The 17,731-nt window shown below is 63.9% G+C and carries 21 protein-coding genes; 11 read left to right on the forward strand and 10 right to left on the reverse strand.

What is annotated here, in order from left to right:
• Positions 1 to 293: 293 nt before the first annotated feature.
• The 5 genes from iolG to FJ414_RS04365 all read right to left on the reverse strand — a co-directional run bounded on the left by iolG (position 294) and on the right by FJ414_RS04365 (position 5,672).
• A complete protein-coding gene (gene iolG, locus FJ414_RS04345; protein ID WP_140641682.1) occupies positions 294 to 1,286 on the reverse strand; it encodes an inositol 2-dehydrogenase in 993 nt (330 codons plus the stop codon).
• Between the two features lie 83 nt (positions 1,287 to 1,369).
• Complete coding sequence (locus FJ414_RS04350) at positions 1,370 to 2,140, reverse strand: ATP-binding cassette domain-containing protein (protein ID WP_140641685.1); 771 nt, start codon at positions 2,138 to 2,140, stop codon at positions 1,370 to 1,372.
• 2 nt (positions 2,141 to 2,142) lie between these two features.
• A complete protein-coding gene (locus FJ414_RS04355) occupies positions 2,143 to 3,219 on the reverse strand; it encodes an ABC transporter permease (RefSeq protein ID WP_140641686.1) in 1,077 nt (358 codons plus the stop codon).
• Positions 3,220 to 3,355: 136 nt separating this feature from the next.
• Positions 3,356 to 4,297 carry a sugar ABC transporter substrate-binding protein gene (locus FJ414_RS04360; RefSeq protein ID WP_140641688.1) on the reverse strand — a complete coding sequence of 314 codons (942 nt, stop codon included), beginning with the start codon at positions 4,295 to 4,297 and terminating at the stop codon, positions 3,356 to 3,358.
• A 343-nt stretch (positions 4,298 to 4,640) separates the two neighbouring features.
• On the reverse strand, positions 4,641 to 5,672 hold the full coding sequence (locus FJ414_RS04365) for a LacI family DNA-binding transcriptional regulator (RefSeq protein WP_140641690.1): 1,032 nt from the start codon (positions 5,670 to 5,672) through the stop codon (positions 4,641 to 4,643).
• A gap of 173 nt (positions 5,673 to 5,845) precedes the next feature.
• Here FJ414_RS04365 and FJ414_RS04370 point away from each other — a divergent pair, with 173 nt between their 5' ends.
• The 3 genes from FJ414_RS04370 to FJ414_RS04380 are packed head-to-tail and all read left to right on the forward strand — an operon-like array spanning position 5,846 to position 8,539.
• The gene (locus FJ414_RS04370; protein WP_181181520.1) at positions 5,846 to 6,952 is read left to right on the forward strand and encodes a fatty acid desaturase family protein; all 1,107 of its coding nucleotides are present in this window, start codon (positions 5,846 to 5,848) and stop codon (positions 6,950 to 6,952) included.
• Between the two features lie 38 nt (positions 6,953 to 6,990).
• Positions 6,991 to 7,305: a MocE family 2Fe-2S type ferredoxin gene (locus FJ414_RS04375; RefSeq protein ID WP_140641692.1), complete on the forward strand. Its 315-nt coding sequence runs from the start codon at positions 6,991 to 6,993 to the stop codon at positions 7,303 to 7,305.
• 4 nt (positions 7,306 to 7,309) lie between these two features.
• Complete coding sequence (locus FJ414_RS04380; RefSeq protein ID WP_140641694.1) at positions 7,310 to 8,539, forward strand: FAD-dependent oxidoreductase; 1,230 nt, start codon at positions 7,310 to 7,312, stop codon at positions 8,537 to 8,539.
• A 6-nt stretch (positions 8,540 to 8,545) separates the two neighbouring features.
• Here the strand turns inward: FJ414_RS04380 and FJ414_RS04385 are convergent, their stop codons facing one another.
• The 5 genes from FJ414_RS04385 to hslV all read right to left on the reverse strand — a co-directional run bounded on the left by FJ414_RS04385 (position 8,546) and on the right by hslV (position 12,780).
• Positions 8,546 to 9,505: a DUF1402 family protein gene (locus FJ414_RS04385; protein WP_140641696.1), complete on the reverse strand. Its 960-nt coding sequence runs from the start codon at positions 9,503 to 9,505 to the stop codon at positions 8,546 to 8,548.
• Positions 9,506 to 9,718: 213 nt separating this feature from the next.
• Positions 9,719 to 11,029, reverse strand: a complete 1,311-nt coding sequence (gene hslU, locus FJ414_RS04390; protein WP_140641698.1) for an ATP-dependent protease ATPase subunit HslU — start codon at positions 11,027 to 11,029, stop codon at positions 9,719 to 9,721.
• A 5-nt stretch (positions 11,030 to 11,034) separates the two neighbouring features.
• The gene (locus FJ414_RS04395) at positions 11,035 to 11,634 is read right to left on the reverse strand and encodes a DUF2585 domain-containing protein (RefSeq protein WP_140641700.1); all 600 of its coding nucleotides are present in this window, start codon (positions 11,632 to 11,634) and stop codon (positions 11,035 to 11,037) included.
• 4 nt (positions 11,635 to 11,638) lie between these two features.
• Positions 11,639 to 12,163, reverse strand: coding sequence for a GNAT family N-acetyltransferase (locus FJ414_RS04400; protein ID WP_140641702.1), 525 nt, complete (start codon positions 12,161 to 12,163; stop codon positions 11,639 to 11,641).
• 65 nt (positions 12,164 to 12,228) lie between these two features.
• Complete coding sequence (hslV, locus tag FJ414_RS04405; RefSeq protein ID WP_140641704.1) at positions 12,229 to 12,780, reverse strand: ATP-dependent protease subunit HslV; 552 nt, start codon at positions 12,778 to 12,780, stop codon at positions 12,229 to 12,231.
• 217 nt (positions 12,781 to 12,997) lie between these two features.
• On the opposite strand from hslV, the gene hisB reads away from it, so the two are divergent.
• The 8 genes from hisB to FJ414_RS04445 are packed head-to-tail and all read left to right on the forward strand — an operon-like array spanning position 12,998 to position 17,730.
• Positions 12,998 to 13,594 carry an imidazoleglycerol-phosphate dehydratase HisB gene (gene hisB / locus FJ414_RS04410; protein WP_140641706.1) on the forward strand — a complete coding sequence of 199 codons (597 nt, stop codon included), beginning with the start codon at positions 12,998 to 13,000 and terminating at the stop codon, positions 13,592 to 13,594.
• Between the two features lie 4 nt (positions 13,595 to 13,598).
• Positions 13,599 to 14,075, forward strand: a complete 477-nt coding sequence (locus FJ414_RS04415) for a DUF2628 domain-containing protein (RefSeq protein WP_140641708.1) — start codon at positions 13,599 to 13,601, stop codon at positions 14,073 to 14,075.
• Between the two features lies 1 nt (position 14,076).
• Positions 14,077 to 14,727, forward strand: coding sequence for an imidazole glycerol phosphate synthase subunit HisH (hisH, locus tag FJ414_RS04420; RefSeq protein ID WP_140641710.1), 651 nt, complete (start codon positions 14,077 to 14,079; stop codon positions 14,725 to 14,727).
• Positions 14,728 to 14,729: 2 nt separating this feature from the next.
• Positions 14,730 to 15,020, forward strand: coding sequence for a DUF1330 domain-containing protein (locus FJ414_RS04425; RefSeq protein ID WP_140641712.1), 291 nt, complete (start codon positions 14,730 to 14,732; stop codon positions 15,018 to 15,020).
• A 3-nt stretch (positions 15,021 to 15,023) separates the two neighbouring features.
• The gene (gene hisA / locus FJ414_RS04430) at positions 15,024 to 15,770 is read left to right on the forward strand and encodes a 1-(5-phosphoribosyl)-5-[(5-phosphoribosylamino)methylideneamino]imidazole-4-carboxamide isomerase (protein WP_140641714.1); all 747 of its coding nucleotides are present in this window, start codon (positions 15,024 to 15,026) and stop codon (positions 15,768 to 15,770) included.
• A complete protein-coding gene (locus tag FJ414_RS04435) occupies positions 15,767 to 16,606 on the forward strand; it encodes an arginase family protein (RefSeq protein WP_140641716.1) in 840 nt (279 codons plus the stop codon). Before hisA ends, FJ414_RS04435 begins: the two co-directional genes overlap by 4 nt.
• Positions 16,603 to 17,397, forward strand: a complete 795-nt coding sequence (gene hisF, locus FJ414_RS04440) for an imidazole glycerol phosphate synthase subunit HisF (RefSeq protein ID WP_181166883.1) — start codon at positions 16,603 to 16,605, stop codon at positions 17,395 to 17,397. The genes FJ414_RS04435 and hisF overlap by 4 nt, the downstream gene beginning before the upstream one ends.
• Before the next feature lie 9 nt (positions 17,398 to 17,406).
• Positions 17,407 to 17,730 carry a phosphoribosyl-ATP diphosphatase gene (locus FJ414_RS04445; protein WP_140641720.1) on the forward strand — a complete coding sequence of 108 codons (324 nt, stop codon included), beginning with the start codon at positions 17,407 to 17,409 and terminating at the stop codon, positions 17,728 to 17,730.
• Position 17,731: the final 1 nt, after the last annotated feature.

Genomic DNA, 17,731 nt, shown 5'->3' on the forward strand with positions numbered 1-17,731 from the left:
GTTCACAACTTGGCCGAGGCGTCCCCAACTTCGTCATCCTAGGGCGAAGCAGGAGCGAAGCTCCGTCGCGGAGACCCTAGGATCCATGCCGTGACCCCGGCCGAAGAATGCCGCGGCGCAGAATTCTGGACCGTTGCGCACCGCTCCGATGTAACGGCATGGATCCTCGGGTCTGCGCGCGTCGCTTCGCTCCTTGCTCCGCCCGTGGATGACGACGCGATGGATGTTCCGGCTACTCGCCACCCTTGCAGACCAACAAACCGACCATCCTTCAAAGCGTTCGCCCAGCCGGACTAGTCGACGCGGACGGTCTTGCCCGTCTTGGCCGACTTCAGCGCCGCGTCCGCCAGCTTCAGCGCGATCAGCCCATCCTTGCCGCTCGGCGCCGCCTTCTTGCCGGCAGTCGCCGCGGCGATGAAGGAGGCGATCTCATTGGCATAGGCGTCGATGTAGCGGGTCATGAAGAAGTCGTGCAGCGGCGGGCGGGTGTAGCCCTTGTCGTTGGCGAGCTCGATCGACACCGGCCGCTGGTTCTCGGCCGCGACCATGCCCTTGGAGCCATGCACCTCGATGCGCTGGTCGTAGCCATAGGTGGCACGGCGCGAGTTGGAGATGACGGCCTGCTTGCCGGAGGCGGTTTCGAGGATGACGCTGACGCTGTCGAAATCGCCTGCTTCGCCGATCTTCCTGTCGACCAGCACGGAGGCATGGGCGCTCACCGCAACCGGCTCCTCGCCGAGCAGGAAGCGCGCCATGTCGAAATCATGGATGGTCATATCGCGAAAAATGCCGCCCGAGCGGGCGATGTAATCGAGCGGCGGGGCGCCGGGATCGCGCGACGTGATGGTGACCATCTCGACCGTGCCGATGGCGCCGTCGTCGATCGCCTTGCGGACGGCGGCGAAATGCGGATCGAAGCGGCGGTTGAAGCCGACCATCAGCGTGGCCTTGGTCTTCTCGACCACGGCCAGGCATTTTTCGACGCGCTCGACGGAGAGATCGATCGGCTTCTCGCAGAAGATCGCCTTGCCGGCCTTGGCGAAGCGCTCGATCAGATCGGCGTGGGTGTCGGTCGGCGTGCAGATGATGACGGCGTCGATGTCCTTGGCCTTCTCGATCGCCTCGATCGTGCGGACTTCCGCGCCATAGGCGGAAGCGAGCTCCATCGCCGCTTTCTCGAACGCATCGGCGACGGCGACCAGCTTGGCCTGCGGGTTGGAGGCGACGGCGCGGGCATGCACCTTGCCGATGCGGCCGGCGCCGAGGAGAGCGAAGCGGAGTGTCATGGAATGTCCTTCGAGGGTGGGTTTTGTAGGCATATCCGCGCCTTCCGGCGCGGATGACTGGTTTGATCCCGTCGTAGCGCCCGTCAGGCGGCCTGCAGCTCCGCCTGTCCGGTCTTGGCGCCGGTGATGTAGGCGACGATGTCGTTGCCGTCGGTGTCTTGTTTGCGCAGATTGGCGACGATCTTGCCGCGACGGAAGACGACGATGCGGTCGACCAGGTCGAACACCTGGCGCATGTTGTGGCTGACCAGGATCAGCGGCTCGCCGTTTTCCTTCAACGTGCGGATGATGTTTTCGACCTGCGCCGTCTCCTGCACGCCGAGCGCCGCCGTCGGCTCGTCCATGATGATCAGCTTGGAGGCGAAGGTCGCGGTCCTGGCGATCGCCACGCACTGGCGCTGGCCGCCCGACATGTGGCGAATGGTGCTGGAGAGGTTCGGGATCTTCACCGCCGTGCGGACAAGTGCTGCCTCCGTCGCCTTACGCATCGCCTTGCGGTCGAGGATGGAGAAAGGCCCGAGATTGAACAGCACCTTCTCGCGGCCAAGGAACAGGTTCGACGGCACGTCGAGGTCGTCGGCCAGAGCGAGGTTCTGGAACACTGTCTCGATTCCCGCCTCGCGCGCCTCGATCGGGCCGGCGAAATTCACCTCCTTGCCGTCGAACCAGATCTTGCCGTCGGTCCGCTGCTCGACGCCGGTGATCTGGCGCACGAAGGTCGACTTGCCGGCGCCGTTGTCGCCCATGATGGCGACGTGCTCGCCCTTGCGCAGCTCGAAATTCGCCTCCTGGAGCGCGTGCACGCCGCCATAGTGCTTGGTGAGGTTTTCGGTCTTCAGAACGATGTCGGACATGGTCAAGCTCCTATCGCGCGGCGGCGCTGGCGCCATTGATCGAGAACGACCGCGCCGACGATGATCACGCCCTTGACCATCTCCTGATAGTAGGCATCGAGGCGCAGGAAGGTGAAGCCGGAAATGATGACGCCGAAGATCAGCGAGCCGATCACGGTGCCGATGATGGAGCCGCGGCCGCCCGACAGCGAAACGCCGCCGATGACCGCCATGGCGATGGCGTCGAGCTCGTACATGACGCCCATGCCGGCCTGGGCGGTGAGGTTCTTGGAGGAGAGAACCACCGCGGCGATCGCTGCCAGGATACCGGCTATGGCATAGACCAGCACCTTGTGGTTGGCGATCTTGATGCCGGACATGCGCGCGGCATCCTCGTTGGAACCGATGGCGTAGCAGTGCTTGCCGTATTTCGTGTAGGTCAGGATAAGCTGGAACAGGATTGCCAGCGAGATGAAGATGACGACAGGCATCAGGCCCTTGCCGATGGCCGCGAAGCTCTCGGTCGGGAACGAGATCGGCTGGCCCTTCGACCACCATTTGGCGATGCCGCGAGCGGTGACCATCATGCCGAGCGTGGCGATGAAGGGTGGAATGCGGGTGTAGGCGATCAGCAGGCCGTTGATCAGGCCGGCGATCAGTCCGCAGCCGATCGCGACCAGCAGCGGCACGATGACCGGCAGGTCGGTCCAGCCATAGTCGATGAACATCGCCTTGGGATTGGGATTGCCGTTGACGGTCGCGACCTGGGCGAAGCTCATGGCGATCATGGCGGTGGCGCCGACGATCGAGCCCGAGGAGAGGTCGATGCCGCCGCAGATGATCACCTGGGTGACGCCGATGGCGATGATGCCGACGATCGACACCTGCAGGATGATGATTTCCAGACGCTGCTGGTTGAAGATCGCGTTGACATTCTCGCGGGTGTTGAACAGGAAGCTGTCGCCAAGGAAGACTCGGCCGATCAGCTCGAAGGCGACGACGAGGATGACCAGCGCCAGAAACACGTTGAATTCGGCGGGCCATGGGCGCTTCTTGGCGTCGTAGCTCAGCCCGCCAATGCCATGCGATGTCTGTGACACGTCTTCTTCCTCCGAATGACCACACCGGTTCTCCCGCCCGGTGGGGCGGGAGAACGAAGGGAGCGGTGCCGCTTTAACAGCAGCCGATTTCAGCCGGTCCGATGCGTCGGCGCGCCGCTCATCGAGAAGTGCGGCCTCAGTTCTTCTTCAGGAACTTGTCGATGTTCGCCGGGGTGACAAGCTGGAAGGGCACATAGACCTTGTGCTCGACCTTCTCGCCCTTGGCGAGCTTCAGCGCCGCGTCGAGCGCGCCGGCGCCCTGGCCGGCGGCGTCCTGGAACACCGTCACATCAAGATCGCCGGCCTGCATCGCGGCCAGCGCGTCCTGGGTGGCATCGACGCCGCCGACGACCACCGACTTCATGTCGACATTGGCGGCCTTCATTGCCTGGATGGCGCCGATGGCACTCTCGTCGTTGTTGGCGATGACGCCGTCGAACGGCTTGCCGGACGACAGCCAGTTGGTCATCAGGTTCTGCGCCTGGTCACGATCCCAGTTCGAGGTCTGCTTGTCGATGATCTTGATGAAGCTGCAGTCCGGGGTCGCGATCACTTCCTCGATGTCCTTGGTGCGCTGCACCGCGGCCTGGTTGGAAAGCTCGCCCATGATCACATAGACATTGGCTTCCTTCTTGCCGGCTTCCTTGAACAGGCGGCAGGCTTCCTTGGTCTCGAGCGTGCCGGATTCGGACTCGTTCGAAGCGACGAAGGCCTGGTTGTCGGGCAGCGAGTCGACATTGACCGGCTGGCGATTGACATAGACCAACGGGATCTTGGCCGCGGCGGCCGCATCCGACATCGCCTGGGTGGCCGAGGTGTCGACCGGATTGACGATGATGGCGTCGACGCCCGATGCGGCAAAATTCTTGATCTGGTCTAGCTGCTTGGCCACGTCGTTCTGCGCGTCCTCGACCTGCAGCTCGACGCCGTCCATGCCCTTGGCCTGCGCGATCATGCCGTTGCGCAGCACGGTCAGGAAGTTGTCGTCGAACTTGGCCATCGAAACGCCGATCTTGGCGGCGAAGGCGGATGAACACATCAGCGCCGAAAGCGCGACGCCCAAAAGCAGTTTCTTCATTTTATCTCTCCTCCACTTGGTGTCCGGCTGCACCCATTGGAACCGGAATCCCCGGTTTGCCCGGGGAATCTCTCCCTGCGGCTACACGGCGTTGCCCATTCGATGGAACGCCTCGTCCTCCGTTCGAAACAGACACTCCGGAACGAAAGAACCAAAAAGCCTAGTTAGTGAAATATTTATTCCATTTCGTTTGGAAACGTCAAGGGTGATTCCGACTGGGGCAGTCGGTTTTTCGATCGCGATCGTCGCGGCGAAGACCCACGATCATCGCCGCATGGGCCAGAATCGCGGCAAACCGCCGTGAAAGAATCCATCAGGCTGATGGATTCTTTCACGGCGGACGCTAGATATTTTCCGGCAGGTAGATGTCGAAGGGCAGGAAGGTCTGTCCCGGCGCATTGGCCGCGCCACTTTCGATGGCATGGGCCATCAGCACGACGAGTTCCCGGCAGAGCGCCGCGAGCGGTGTCGAGATGACCATGGTGAGGATGTTGTCGGCGAGCGCGGCGCGCGAGACGGCGTTGATCTCGTTGCAGATGACGATCGGCATCTCGGCCGGGCGCGCCACCCTCAGCGCCGAGACCGCGCCCTCCATGCCGCCGCCGGCGACGTAGCAACCGGCAAGATCGGGATGGCGCGCCAGAAGATCGAGCATGGCGTCATGCGTGACGTCATTGGCCTCGAGGTTGACTAGCGTCTCCATCACAGTGAAGTCCGGCGCGTGCTCGCGGAAATAGGAGCGGAAGCCGATCTCGCGCAGTTCATGGCCGTGGAAGCGATGGCTGCCGACGAAGAGCGCGACCTTGCCTGGCTTCCTGGCGGCCTTGGCGATCATCCAGGCGGCGCTGCGCCCGACCTTGCGGTTGTCGAGACCGACATAGCCCTCGCGGATACCGGCGGCAAAATCGGACAGCAGCGAGAAGACCGGCTGCCCCCTCGCCTTCAGCGCCTCCACGACCGCCGTCAGCGTCGGATGATCCGGGCCGACGACGGCAACGGCTCTCGACTTCGCCGCCAGCCCGCGCATTTGGGCGGCAATCTCGTCGGGCGCCAGCGAGGCGGCGAAATCGACTGTCGCAACACCACGAAAGCGTTGCGATTGTGCGACCGCCAGCTCGAGCTCCCTGGCGAAATCGCCATAGAAGACGTCATTGCCCCTCAGCAGCAGGAAGCCGAGCCGGTATTCCGGCAGTTCCTGTCGCATGCGCTGCTTGATCAGTCCCGCCGCGTGATAGCCGATCTCGGTGGCGGCCTCGTAGACCCGGCGCGCCGTCTCCTCGCGCACAGGCAGGCGGCTGTTCAGCACTCTGTCGACGGTAGCGACGCTGACGCCCGAGACGCGCGCGAGATCGGTAATGGTCGGCCGCTTTGCCATGAATGCTCCATCGCTTATCCGGCTGAGGATATCTCATTCTGATAGAAAATGATAGAAACTATCTTTCTGACGTTGAGACTATCATAGGCTGGCGGTATGTTGAAGTGGAAGCTGGCCATGGACGAGCCCGGACCTGCCGGAGCCGTTCACCAGGCGCTGTTGGAGGAACCTCAATGACGGCCATGACATCTTCGGCGGCGCCGCCACGCGACTACAGCTTGACCGGCCGCGATGCAAAACGCGCTGTCGAGAACGGGTTGGCGGCGGCCGAGTGGTACCACACCGAAATCCCACGCAAGCGGATGAAGGAGCTGATGCAGCGCTCGGACCAGCCGGCGATCCGCGACACGCTCATCTGGCTCGGCGCCATGCTTCTCAGCGGCGCGGGCGGCATCTGGTTCTGGGGCAGTTGGTGGTGCGTGCCGTTCCTGTTCGTCTACGGCACGCTCTACGGTTCCTCGACCGATTCCCGCTGGCACGAATGCGGCCACGGCACGGCCTTCCGCACGCAGTGGATGAACGACGCCGTCTACCAGCTCGCCTGCTTCATGATCATGCGCAACCCGGTGACCTGGCGCTGGAGCCACACGCGCCACCACACCGACACCATCATCGTCGGCCGCGACCCGGAGATCGCCGTCATGCGGCCGCCGGACCTGCTGCGCGTGGTGCTCAACTTCTTCGGCATTCTCGACGCCTGGCACGCGGTGGTCGACATGGTGCGCAACGCCGCCGGCGTCATCAGCGCCGCTGAAAAAACCTTCATTCCAGAGCGGGAACAGCCGAAGGCGATCCGGGTGGCCCGCATATGGCTCGCCATCTACGTCGCGACCATCGCCTTGGCCCTCTACCTGTATTCCTGGCTGCCGCTGATGCTGATCGGCCTGCCCCGGCTCTATGGCGCCTGGCATCACGTCATGACCGGCCTGCTGCAGCATGGCGGCCTCGCCGACAATGTCATCGACCACCGCCTGAACAGCCGCACGGTGCTGATGAACCCGATCAGCCGCTTCATCTACTGGAACATGAACTACCATGTGGAGCATCACATGTTCCCGATGGTGCCCTATCACGCGCTGCCGAAGCTGCATGAGATGGTCAAGCACGACCTGCCGGCGCCGACGCCTTCGATCCTGGCCGGTTATCGCGAGATGGTCCCGGCCTTCCTGCGCCAGTTGCGCAACGAGGATTATTTCCTCAAGCGCGCGCTGCCGCCGACGGCGAAGCCCTATCGCGAGGAACTGCATAACGATATTCCGATGGCTGCCGCCGCGGAGTGAGGCCCAAGGAAATTCAAGGATATTCGCTGGAGGACGAGATGAGCGACTGGGTCGAGGCCTGCGCGGCCGGAGAAATCGACGAAGAGGACGTGATGCGGTTCGACCATGCCGGCCGCACCTTTGCCATCTACCGCAGCCCGGACGACGAATATTTCGCGACCGACGGCCTGTGCACGCATGAAAAGGTGCATCTGGCTGACGGGCTGGTGATGGACGACATCATCGAATGCCCCAAGCACAACGGCCGCTTCAACTACAAGACCGGCGACGCGCGCGGCGCGCCGGTCTGCGTCAACCTCAAGACCTATCCGGTCAAGGTCGATGCCGGAAAAGTCCTGATCCAGATCGGGTGACATCATGCAAGCGGGGATGGTGATCATCGGAGCAGGCGAATGCGGCGGACGCGCCGCGCTTGCATTGCGCGATCTCGGTTTCGAAGGGCCGGTCACGCTGGTCGGCGACGAGCCGCATCTTCCCTATGAGCGGCCGCCGCTGTCGAAGGAAGCGATGACCGGCGAGGCGCCGGCCATCAAGGCGATCGCCAGCGACGCGCTTTTCGCCGAACGCTCGATCCGCCACATCCATTCGGTCCGGGCCGTCGCGATCGATCGCGGCGCGCACGTCGTGCGGCTGTCGGACGGATCTTCCATGCCATATGAAAAGCTTTTGCTGGCGACCGGATCGGTGCCGCGCAAGCTGCCGATGCCGGGGCTTGGCGGCCGCTGCGTCTATCTCAGGACCTTCAACGACGCTTTAGCCATTCGCGCCCATCTCAGCGCCGGCAACCGCGTCGCCATCATCGGCGGCGGCTTCATCGGCCTCGAGCTCGCCGCCTCGGCGCGCAAGCTCGGCGCCACCGTCACGGTTATCGAGGCGCAGCCGCGCATCCTGATGCGCGGCGTGCCGGCCGAGATCGCCGAAATCATCCACAAGGCACATGAAGCCGAGGGCGTTGCGATCCGCACCGGCCAGGGAATCGCGGCGATTGACGATGACGGCGCGGAGGTCGGCATCACGCTGGCCGACGGACAGAAGGTCATCGCCGATCTCACGGTGATCGGCATCGGCGCCGTGCCGGTGACGGCGCTTGCCGCCGAAGGTGGACTAACAATCGACAACGGCATCGCCGTCGACGAGCATTTGCGCACCGCCGACCCGGATATCTTCGCCGCCGGCGATTGCTGCTCGTTCCCGCTCGCTGTCTATGGCGGCCGGCGCGTGCGGCTGGAGGCCTGGCGCAACGCCCAGGAACAGGGCGCACTGGCTGCGAAGAACATGCTGGGCGCCGATGCGGCGCATGCCGCCGTGCCGTGGTTCTGGTCGGATCAGTACGTGCTTACCCTGCAAATCGCCGGGCTGTCGGACGAAGGCAAGAGCATCGTGCGGCGCGACCTCGATGACGGCGCCTTCATCCTGTTCCATTTGGCGCAGGACGGCAGGCTGGTTGCCGCCAGCGGCATCGGCCCCGGCAATTCGGTGGCGCGCGACATCCGCCTGGCGGAGATGCTGATCGCCAAGAGAGCGAGCCCGGCGCCGGAAGCGCTCGGCTCGCAGGCGGTCAAGCTGAAGTCGCTGCTGGCGGCGTGAGGTTTTTTAGAAAAGCGCCTTCAGCTCGTCCAGCTTGTCGTTGACCAGCCAGCCGTAATAATTCTCCTCCGGCAGCTTTTCCGGCTCGCCGGCGGCGCTGCGCTTCTCGTTCTCGGCCTTCAGTGCATAGGCGCGCTGCTCGGGATTGCCGACATTGTAGAGCGTGGCGGTGAGGCCCGGGTTCTTCGAGATGTCGAAGCCGGCGATGCCGCGATAGGCGTCGATCGACTTCTTGATGGTCGCGGCGACGTAAGGCAGCGTCAGGTCCGGGTCCATGATGGTCTTGTAGACCGCGTTGGGGTCGTTGACGTCGAGCCTGGGCAGGCCGGAGACCTTGTGCACCAGGTCGCTCATCTGCAGCGCCGTCAGCGGGTTCAACTGGCCGAGCCCGAACGTCTGGCCGGCATAATAAGGCTGGAAGAAGGTGGCGCCGAAGCGGTCGTCGGGGAAATCCTCGCCGCCGACGCTCTTGCCGCGGAAGGAGCGGTTCCAGACCTGCTCGCGGCATTCCCAAAGGTCGTAGCTGTCGTCCATGCCGGCGCATTTCTTGAATTCCGGCCGCTGGATGAAATCGCTGACGTCCTCGCCGTGATAGGCGAAGGAAAGCTTGCTCGACAGGTATGAGATCGCCTTGACGTAGTAGGTCTGCAGGCGGTCATAGGCGTCGACATTGTAGGTGTGCTCGCCGACGATGGCGCCGACGATATGCATGGGGTCTATGCCGTAGGCCGCCGCCACCTTCCTGATCTTGCCGCGCAGCTCGGCGTCGTTCTGCAACAGCGCGTAGACCTTGCGGTACTTGGCCTGAAAGGTGGTGTTGGTGGCTTGGGTGCGCCGGCTGGAGGCGCCCGGAATATCCGGCTGTACGCTGTAGCGGTTGCCCGGCGGCACCATTGTCGCGGCATCGGCGGTTGCCACCGCCGTCGCCAAGGCCATGCCGAGAAAAAGCAGGATAAGTTTCTTCATACGCCGCCGCTTTCGAATGCGCGGCAAACTAGGTAAAGCGCGTGGCAGAGTCGAGAGAAGGCTTCGAGCCACCCACCAGAATGGTGGCCAGATGCTTCCATTTGGCCACACTTCGCATTGGAGGGGCGTTTCAGGCCGGCCTGAACCCGGCTCTAAATCGGGCATTGGCGAGGGCGTTTCGGGGCGAGCTTGAGCCCCGAAACCAAGACAGGCTTAAAGGATGAACCGCGACAGGTCGGTGTTGCGAGACAAGTCGCCGACATGCTTCTCGACATAGGCGGCGTCGATGGTGACGGCCGTGCCGTTGCGGTCCGGGGCGTCGTAGGAGATTTCGTCCAGCACGCGCTCCATCACCGTCTGCAGGCGCCGCGCGCCGATGTTCTCGACGCTGGCGTTGAGGTCGACGGCGATGCCGGCGAGCGAATCGATGGCGTCGTCGGTGAAGGTCAGCTCGACGCCTTCGGTCTTCATCAGCGCGATATACTGCTTGATGAGGCTCGCCTCCGTCTCGGTGAGGATGCGTATGAAATCCGCCTTCTCCAGCGCGCGCAGCTCGACACGGATCGGCAGGCGGCCCTGCAGCTCGGGCAGCAGGTCGGACGGCTTGGAGACGTGGAAGGCGCCCGAAGCGATGAACAATATATGGTCGGTCTTGATCGGCCCATATTTGGTCGCGACCGTGGTGCCTTCGACCAGCGGCAGCAGGTCGCGCTGTACGCCTTCGCGCGACGGGCCGCCCGAAATGTCGCTCCTGGCCGCGATCTTGTCGATCTCGTCGAGGAAGACGATGCCGTCGTTTTCGGCCGATTCCAGCGCTTTGCGCACCACCTCGTCCTGATCGAGCAGCTTGTCGGACTCGTCATTGACCAGCAGCGCGTAGGAATCGCGCACCGTGGTCTTGCGGGTCTTGGTCTTGCGGCCGCCCATCGCCTTCGACAGCATGTCGTTGATGTTGAGCACGCCGACATTGGCGCCGGGCATGCCGGGAATCTCGAAGCCGGGCATGCCGCCGGTGCCGGTGTCGGCCACCTCGATCTCGATCTCCTTGTCGTCAAGCTCGCCGTCGCGCAGCTTCTTGCGGAACGAATCGCGGGTCGCCGGGCTCGCCGTCTTGCCGACGAGGGCTTCCAGCACGCGTTCCTCGGCATTGACCTGGGCGCGCGCATTGACATCGCCGCGCATCTTTTCACGCGCCAGGCCGATGGCAACCTCGACGAGGTCGCGCACGATCTGTTCGACATCGCGGCCGACATAGCCGACCTCGGTGAACTTGGTCGCCTCGACCTTGACGAAGGGCGCGCCGGCAAGCCGCGCCAGGCGGCGCGAGATCTCGGTCTTGCCGACGCCGGTCGGGCCGATCATCAGGATGTTCTTCGGCATCACCTCTTCGCGCATCTGGCCTTCCAGCTGCTGGCGGCGCCAGCGGTTGCGCAAGGCGATCGCCACGGCGCGCTTGGCGTCCTTCTGGCCGATGATGAAGCGGTCGAGTTCCGAAACGATTTCACGGGGAGAAAAGGTGCTCATAAGACTCAAATTCCACTTTGCCACTGCTTGATGGACTCGAACGGATGCAGCAGCATGATCACGTTGAGCGTCAGATTGTCCCGGATGATGTAGCCCGTGCCGAGCTCGAAGATGAGCGCCAGGGCCACGATCACCCATATAGGTAGCTTTCGCGCCATCACAAATCCCAGCGCCATGAACAGCGTGTCGGACACCGAGTTGATGATGGAGTCGCCGTAATAGTTGAGCGAGATCGTGCCGGCGCGGTAGCGGTCGATGATGAAAGGGCTGTTTTCCAGAAGCTCCCAGCCGCCCTCGATCAGGACCGCGAAAGCGAGCCTCAGCCCGACCGGCGAACGTGGAAGCAGGAACGTCGCCAGCGCATAGAACAGGAAGCCGTGGATGATATGCGAGAAGGTGTACCAGTCGGCGATGTGCTGGGAATTCTCCGAGCTGTTGACCACGCCGTGCCAGAGCTTGACGTAGCCGCAGGTGCAGATCGGCGGATGGCCCATGCCGTACAAGGCGCCCGCCTGAAAGATGACCAGGGCAAGCACGAGCAGCAGGCCCATTCGCCAGCTGTCCTCATAGGCCGATAGCGTCTTATCCTGTTCGGATGCGGTCATTCAGTCAGTCCCCCAAAATTTCGTCGTCTTCGGCCGCATCGACAGCCATCAGCACGACGTCCCCATATTGCGAATGCCTGCGGCCGATCGGCCTGAAGCCCGCCTTCTCATAGGCGCGGATGGCGCCGCCATTGTCGGGATGCGGATCGATGATGACGCGCGGCGCGCCTTCCTCGAAAAGCTCCTCGACGAACTGGCGCAGGATGGCCGAGCCGTGGCCGATGCCGACCAGCTCCGGCGGACCGATCGACAGATCGATGCCAAGCGTGCCGAAGGGCTGATCGGCATAGGGATGATCGTCCTCCATATGCGGGTCATAGCTCTGCAGATAGGCGATCGGCCTGCCGTCGAGCTCGACGATGAGCGGTTCCACCGAGACCGAATCGATATGCTCGCGGATCTCGGCGATTTCCTTGGTCGGATCGTCCCACCATGCGGCAACATGCGGCTCGCGCAGCCAACTGGCGATCATCGGCAGGTCTTTTTGCGTGACCGGCCGAAAATCATATGTGTCTGCTGGTTCGACCATGATCCTGTCCGAAAACCGGCGGCCACTTTTCGCTTTCGCGGTCCTTCGGTTCGGGATCATGGTCGTCAGGCGGCATCGAGCGTTTCGACAACAAAATTGTTGTTGGTATAGACGCAGATGTCGGCCGCAATCTGCATCGCCTTGCGGGCGATCTCCTCGGCATCCTTGTCGGTGTCGATCAGCGCGCGGGCAGCCGCCAGCGCGTAGTTGCCGCCGGAACCGATGGCCATGACGCCATGCTCGGGCTCCAGCACGTCGCCATTGCCGGTCAGCGCCAGCGAGACCGACTTGTCGGCGACCAGCATCATGGCTTCCAGGCGGCGCAAATAGCGGTCGGTGCGCCAGTCCTTGGCGAGCTCGACGCAGGCGCGCGTCAGCTGGTCGGGATATTGCTCGAGCTTGGCCTCGAGCCGCTCGAGCAAGGTGAAGGCATCGGCGGTGGCGCCGGCGAAGCCGGCAATGACGCTGCCGCCCTTGCCGATGCGGCGCACCTTGCGGGCGTTGCCCTTCATGATCGTCTGGCCGAGGCTGACCTGGCCGTCGCCGGCGATCACGACCTTATTGCCCTTGCGCACGCTGATGATGGTCGTGGCGTGCATGGTGAGTTCGTTCGACATTTGAGCTCCGATGCGCGCTATCCCTTGAAAAGGCGATTGGCGCGGTACGAGTGAGTTTGATCGGCCATATGTATGCATAGGGCCAACGATTGCAAACCGCCCCTCAGCCGAGGCCGATACCGCTAGGAATGGCAACTGGCAATCGCCGGATCATGCTGATAGAAGGCTTTCGTTTTCAAGCCCTGGCGCCTCCGAACAGGGCAACAAGGACAGAGCGATGACGCGTTCGGCCGAAGTCAGCCGCAAGACCAAGGAAACCGAGATTTCGGTCTCCGTCCATGTCGACGGCAAGGGAAAATCCGACATTTCGACCGGTGTCGGCTTCTTCGACCATATGCTCGACCAGCTGTCGCGGCATTCGCTGATCGACATGACGATCAAGGCCAAGGGCGACCTGCATATCGACGATCACCACACGGTCGAGGACACCGGGATCGCGATCGGCCAGGCGTTGAGCAAGGCGCTGGGCGAGCGGCGCGGCATCATGCGCTACGCCTCGATCGACCTCGCCATGGACGAGACGCTGACCAGGGCGGCGATCGACGTCTCCGGCCGGCCTTTCCTGGTCTGGAATGTCGCCTTCTCGTCGCCGAAGATCGGCACGTTCGACACCGAACTGGTGCGCGAGTTCTTCCAGGCGCTGGCGCAGAATGCCGGCATCACGCTGCATGTGACCAACCATTACGGCGCCAACAACCATCACATCGCCGAAACCTGCTTCAAGGCGGTGGCGCGGGCGCTGCGCGCGGCGCTGGAGCGCGATCCGCGCCAGCCCGACGCGGTGCCTTCCACCAAGGGATCCCTGAAAGGATAGCCCTATGGCGATCTATGTGGTGATGCAGCCGCCGGCTGGCGGCAACAAAGCCGAGGACGCGATCTTCGTGCGCGACAGTTTCACCTGGCTGGGCTTCCTGGCCGCGCCGCTCTGGCTCGCTTGGCACCAGCTGTGGATCGAGGCGGCCCTGACCTTCATCGTCATGGCGCTCCTGTCGGTGCTCGGCGAGAGGCTCGGGCTCGAAGCGGCCGGATCGCTGCTGTCGCTGCTGGTCTCGCTCTATGTCGGGTTCGAAGGCCGGGGCCTGCGCATCGCGGCACTTCGCCGGCGCGGCTGGCGGGAATGGGGCGTGGTCGAGGCCGGCAATCTCGGCGATGCCGAGACGCGCCATGCGCTGGAAACCGCCGACGATGTCGAGCAGGAGGCGCCAATGCCGCGCATCGTGCCGGATGCGTCGCTGGCCCGTCCGCCACAGACAGGCATGGCGCTGGGACTGACCCATACGCCCGGAAGGCCCTGACATGCGGGTAGCCATCATCGACTACGGTTCGGGTAATCTGCGCTCGGCCACCAAGGCCTTCGAGCGCGCCGCGCATGAGGCGGGCCTTGCGGCGACGATCGAGCTGACGGCCGACGCCGAGCGGGTGCGTTCCGCCGACCGCATCGTGCTGCCGGGTGTCGGCGCCTATGCCGACTGCGCCGCCGGCCTGCACGCGGTGGCAGGCATGTGGGAGGCGGTGGAGGAAGCGGCAATCGCCAAGGGGCGGCCTTTCCTCGGCATCTGCGTCGGCATGCAGCTGATGTCGGAACGCGGCCTCGAAAAGACCGTCACCAAGGGCCTCGGCTGGGTCGCCGGCGACGTCAAGGAGATCACGCCGTCCGATCCGGCGCTGAAAATCCCGCAGATCGGCTGGAACACGATCGAGCTTACCCGCCCGCATCCGCTGTTTTCCGGCATCGAGACCGGGGCGAAGGGATTGCACGCCTATTTCGTCCATTCCTATCATCTGGAAGCGAAGAACCCGGCCGAGATCGTGGCGACAGCGGACTATGGCGGCGCGGTGACGGCAGCGGTTGCGCGCGACAATATCGCCGGCACGCAGTTTCATCCTGAAAAGAGCCAGGCGCTCGGCCTGGCCTTGATCACCAATTTCTTGAAGTGGAGGCCCTGAAAATGAGCAAGAAGGGCTATTGGATGGCGATGATCGATGTCCGCGATCCGGACGTCTACAAGCAGTATATCGAAGCGAATGCCGTCGCCTTCGCGAAATACGGCGCGAAGTTCCCGGTCCGGGCCGGCCGCTACGAGAGCCCGGAAGGAGCGACCGGCAACCGTCACGTGCTGGTCGAGTTCGACACCTACGACAAGGCGATCGAATGCTATCACTCGCCTGAATATCAGCATGCCTCGAAGTTCCGGCTCGCCGCCTCGACCGGCCATTTCGTCATCGTCGAGGGCGCCTGACCCATGATCCTGTTTCCGGCGATCGACCTCAAGGACGGCAAGTGCGTGCGCCTGAAGCACGGCGACATGGCCACCGCCACCATCTACAACGACGATCCCGCCGCGCAGGCGAAGGCCTTCGAGGACCAGGGTTTCGAGTGGCTGCATGTCGTTGACCTCAACGGCGCCTTCAAGGGCCAGAGTGTCAACTCAGCGGCGGTCGGCGCCATCCTGAAGGCGACAAAGAATCCGGTGCAGCTCGGCGGCGGCATCCGCACCTTGCCGCAGATCGAGGATTGGCTGGACCGCGGCCTGACGCGCGTTATCCTCGGCACGGTGGCGGTGCGCGAACCCGAACTGGTCAAGCAAGCCTGCAAGGTTTTTCCCGGAAAAATAGCGGTCGGCATCGACGCCAAGGGCGGCAAGGTCGCCGTCGAGGGCTGGGCCGAGGCCTCCGAGCTCGGCGTCATCGAGCTGGCGAAGAAGTTCGAGGGCGCAGGTGTGGCCGCCATCATCTACACCGACATCGATCGGGACGGCGTGCTGACCGGCATCAACTGGGATTCGACCATCGACCTCGCCGAGGCGGTGTCCATTCCGGTGATCGCGTCCGGCGGCCTCGCCTCGATCGCCGACATCGTGCGCATGACCATGCCCGACGCGCACAAACTCGAAGGCGCGATCTCCGGCCGCGCCCTATATGACGGACGTATCGACCCGGCCGAAGCGCTGGCGATCCTGCGCGGCGAGCGGGCGGAGGCAAGAGCGTGAACATTTCCATCATCCTGGCATCCTATGACAGCGGCCATTTCCACGGCGGCTGCGGCCAGGGCCCGGACGCGCTGATCTCGGGCGGGCTGGCCGAGGCGCTGAAGCTCGCCGGCCACGACGTCGAGGTGCATGACATCGGCAAGGTGGTCGAGGACGAAGAAGAGCGCGAGATCAGCACCGGATTCGCCGTCTGCAATGCCGTTTCGGGCCAGGTCCGCATCGCGATGGACAAGAAGCGGTTTCCGATCGTGCTGGCGGGCAACTGCCTGACCGCCGCGGGCGCCGTGGCCGGTGCCGGCGCTGACGCCATTATCTGGGCCGACCAGCATGGCGACCTCAACACGCCTGAGACCTCCACCACCGGCTTCCTCGACGGCATGGCGCTGGCTGTCGCACTCGGCCTGTGCTGGCGGCCGATGGCCAACCAGATTCCCGGCTTCAAGCCGGTCGATCCGTCGCGTTGTGTTTTGGTCAATGCGCGCGACCTCGACGAGGCCGAGAAGGAGCTGCTGAAAACGCTGCCCGTCATCCGGACCGAGTGCCCGGACTGGAAGGCTGCTGCGCAAAGGCTGAAGGCCGATGGCGCAAACCAGGTGCACATGCATGTCGACCTCGACGTGCACGATCCCGAGAAGCTGCAGGCCAACCGCTACACCACGCCCGGCGGTCCGGCGCCCGAACAGGTGCGCACCGCGATGTGCGGTCTCGCCGGTCCGCTCGCCATCGCCGGGCTGACCATTTCCGCCTATGATCCGGCCTTCGACCCCAAGGGCGACGTGCCGCCGCTGGTCGGCGAGCTGGTGGTCGACCTGCTCTCGACCCTGGAAGGCAAGTGATGCTCAAGGCCCGCGTCATCCCCTGCCTCGACGTCAAGAACGGCCGCGTGGTCAAGGGTGTCAATTTCGTCGACCTGATCGATGCCGGCGACCCGGTCGAAGCCGCCAAGGCTTATGATGCGGCTGGCGCCGACGAGCTTTGCTTCCTCGACATCACCGCATCGTCCGACAATCGCGAGACGATCTTCGACGTGGTCGCCAGGACGGCCGAGCAGTGCTTCATGCCGCTCACCGTCGGCGGCGGCGTGCGCCAGGTGGCCGACATCCGCAAGCTGCTGCTGGCCGGCGCCGACAAGGTATCGATCAACACTGCGGCGGTGAAGAACCCGGATTTCGTCGCGGAAGCCGCCGACAAGTTCGGCAACCAGTGCATCGTCGTGGCGATCGACGCCAAGAAGGTGTCTGCGGCCGGCGAAGCCGATCGCTGGGAGATTTTCACTCATGGCGGACGCGAGAAGACCGGCATCGACGCGGTCGAATTCGCCAAGACGATGGTCGATCGCGGCGCCGGCGAGATCCTTTTGACCTCGATGGACCGCGACGGCACCAAGGCCGGCTACGACATTGCGCTCACCCGCGCGATTGCCGACGCGGTGCGCGCGCCGGTGATCGCTTCCGGCGGCGTCGGAACGCTCGATCACCTGGTCGAAGGCATCCGCGACGGCCATGCCGGTGCGGTGCTTGCCGCCTCGATCTTCCACTTCGGTACCTTCACGATCGCCGAGGCCAAGGCGCACATGGCCAGAGCCGGCCTGCCGATGCGGCTGGACTCGTCGGCATATCGGACTTAAATCACTGCTATGGCTCAATTTTCGCTCGCCGAGCTGGAAACGATCATCCATCAGCGCGCCCATTCCGGCGACGCTGACTCATGGACGGCGAAGCTGTTCGCCAAAGGCATGGACAAGGCGGCGCAGAAGCTCGGCGAGGAAGCGGTCGAGACCGTGATCGCCGCCATCCGCGGCGACAGGCAGGCCCTCGTTTCGGAAAGCGCCGATCTTATATATCATTGGCTGGTCGTCCTTAGCATAGCGGGCATTCCGCTTGACGACGTGCTGAAGGAGCTCGAGAGCCGAACCGGCCGCTCGGGCATCGCCGAAAAGGCGTCCCGTCCCCGCGGTTGAT

The organism is Mesorhizobium sp. B3-1-6, assembly GCF_006439555.1.
Classification (GTDB): Bacteria; Pseudomonadota; Alphaproteobacteria; order Rhizobiales; family Rhizobiaceae; genus Mesorhizobium.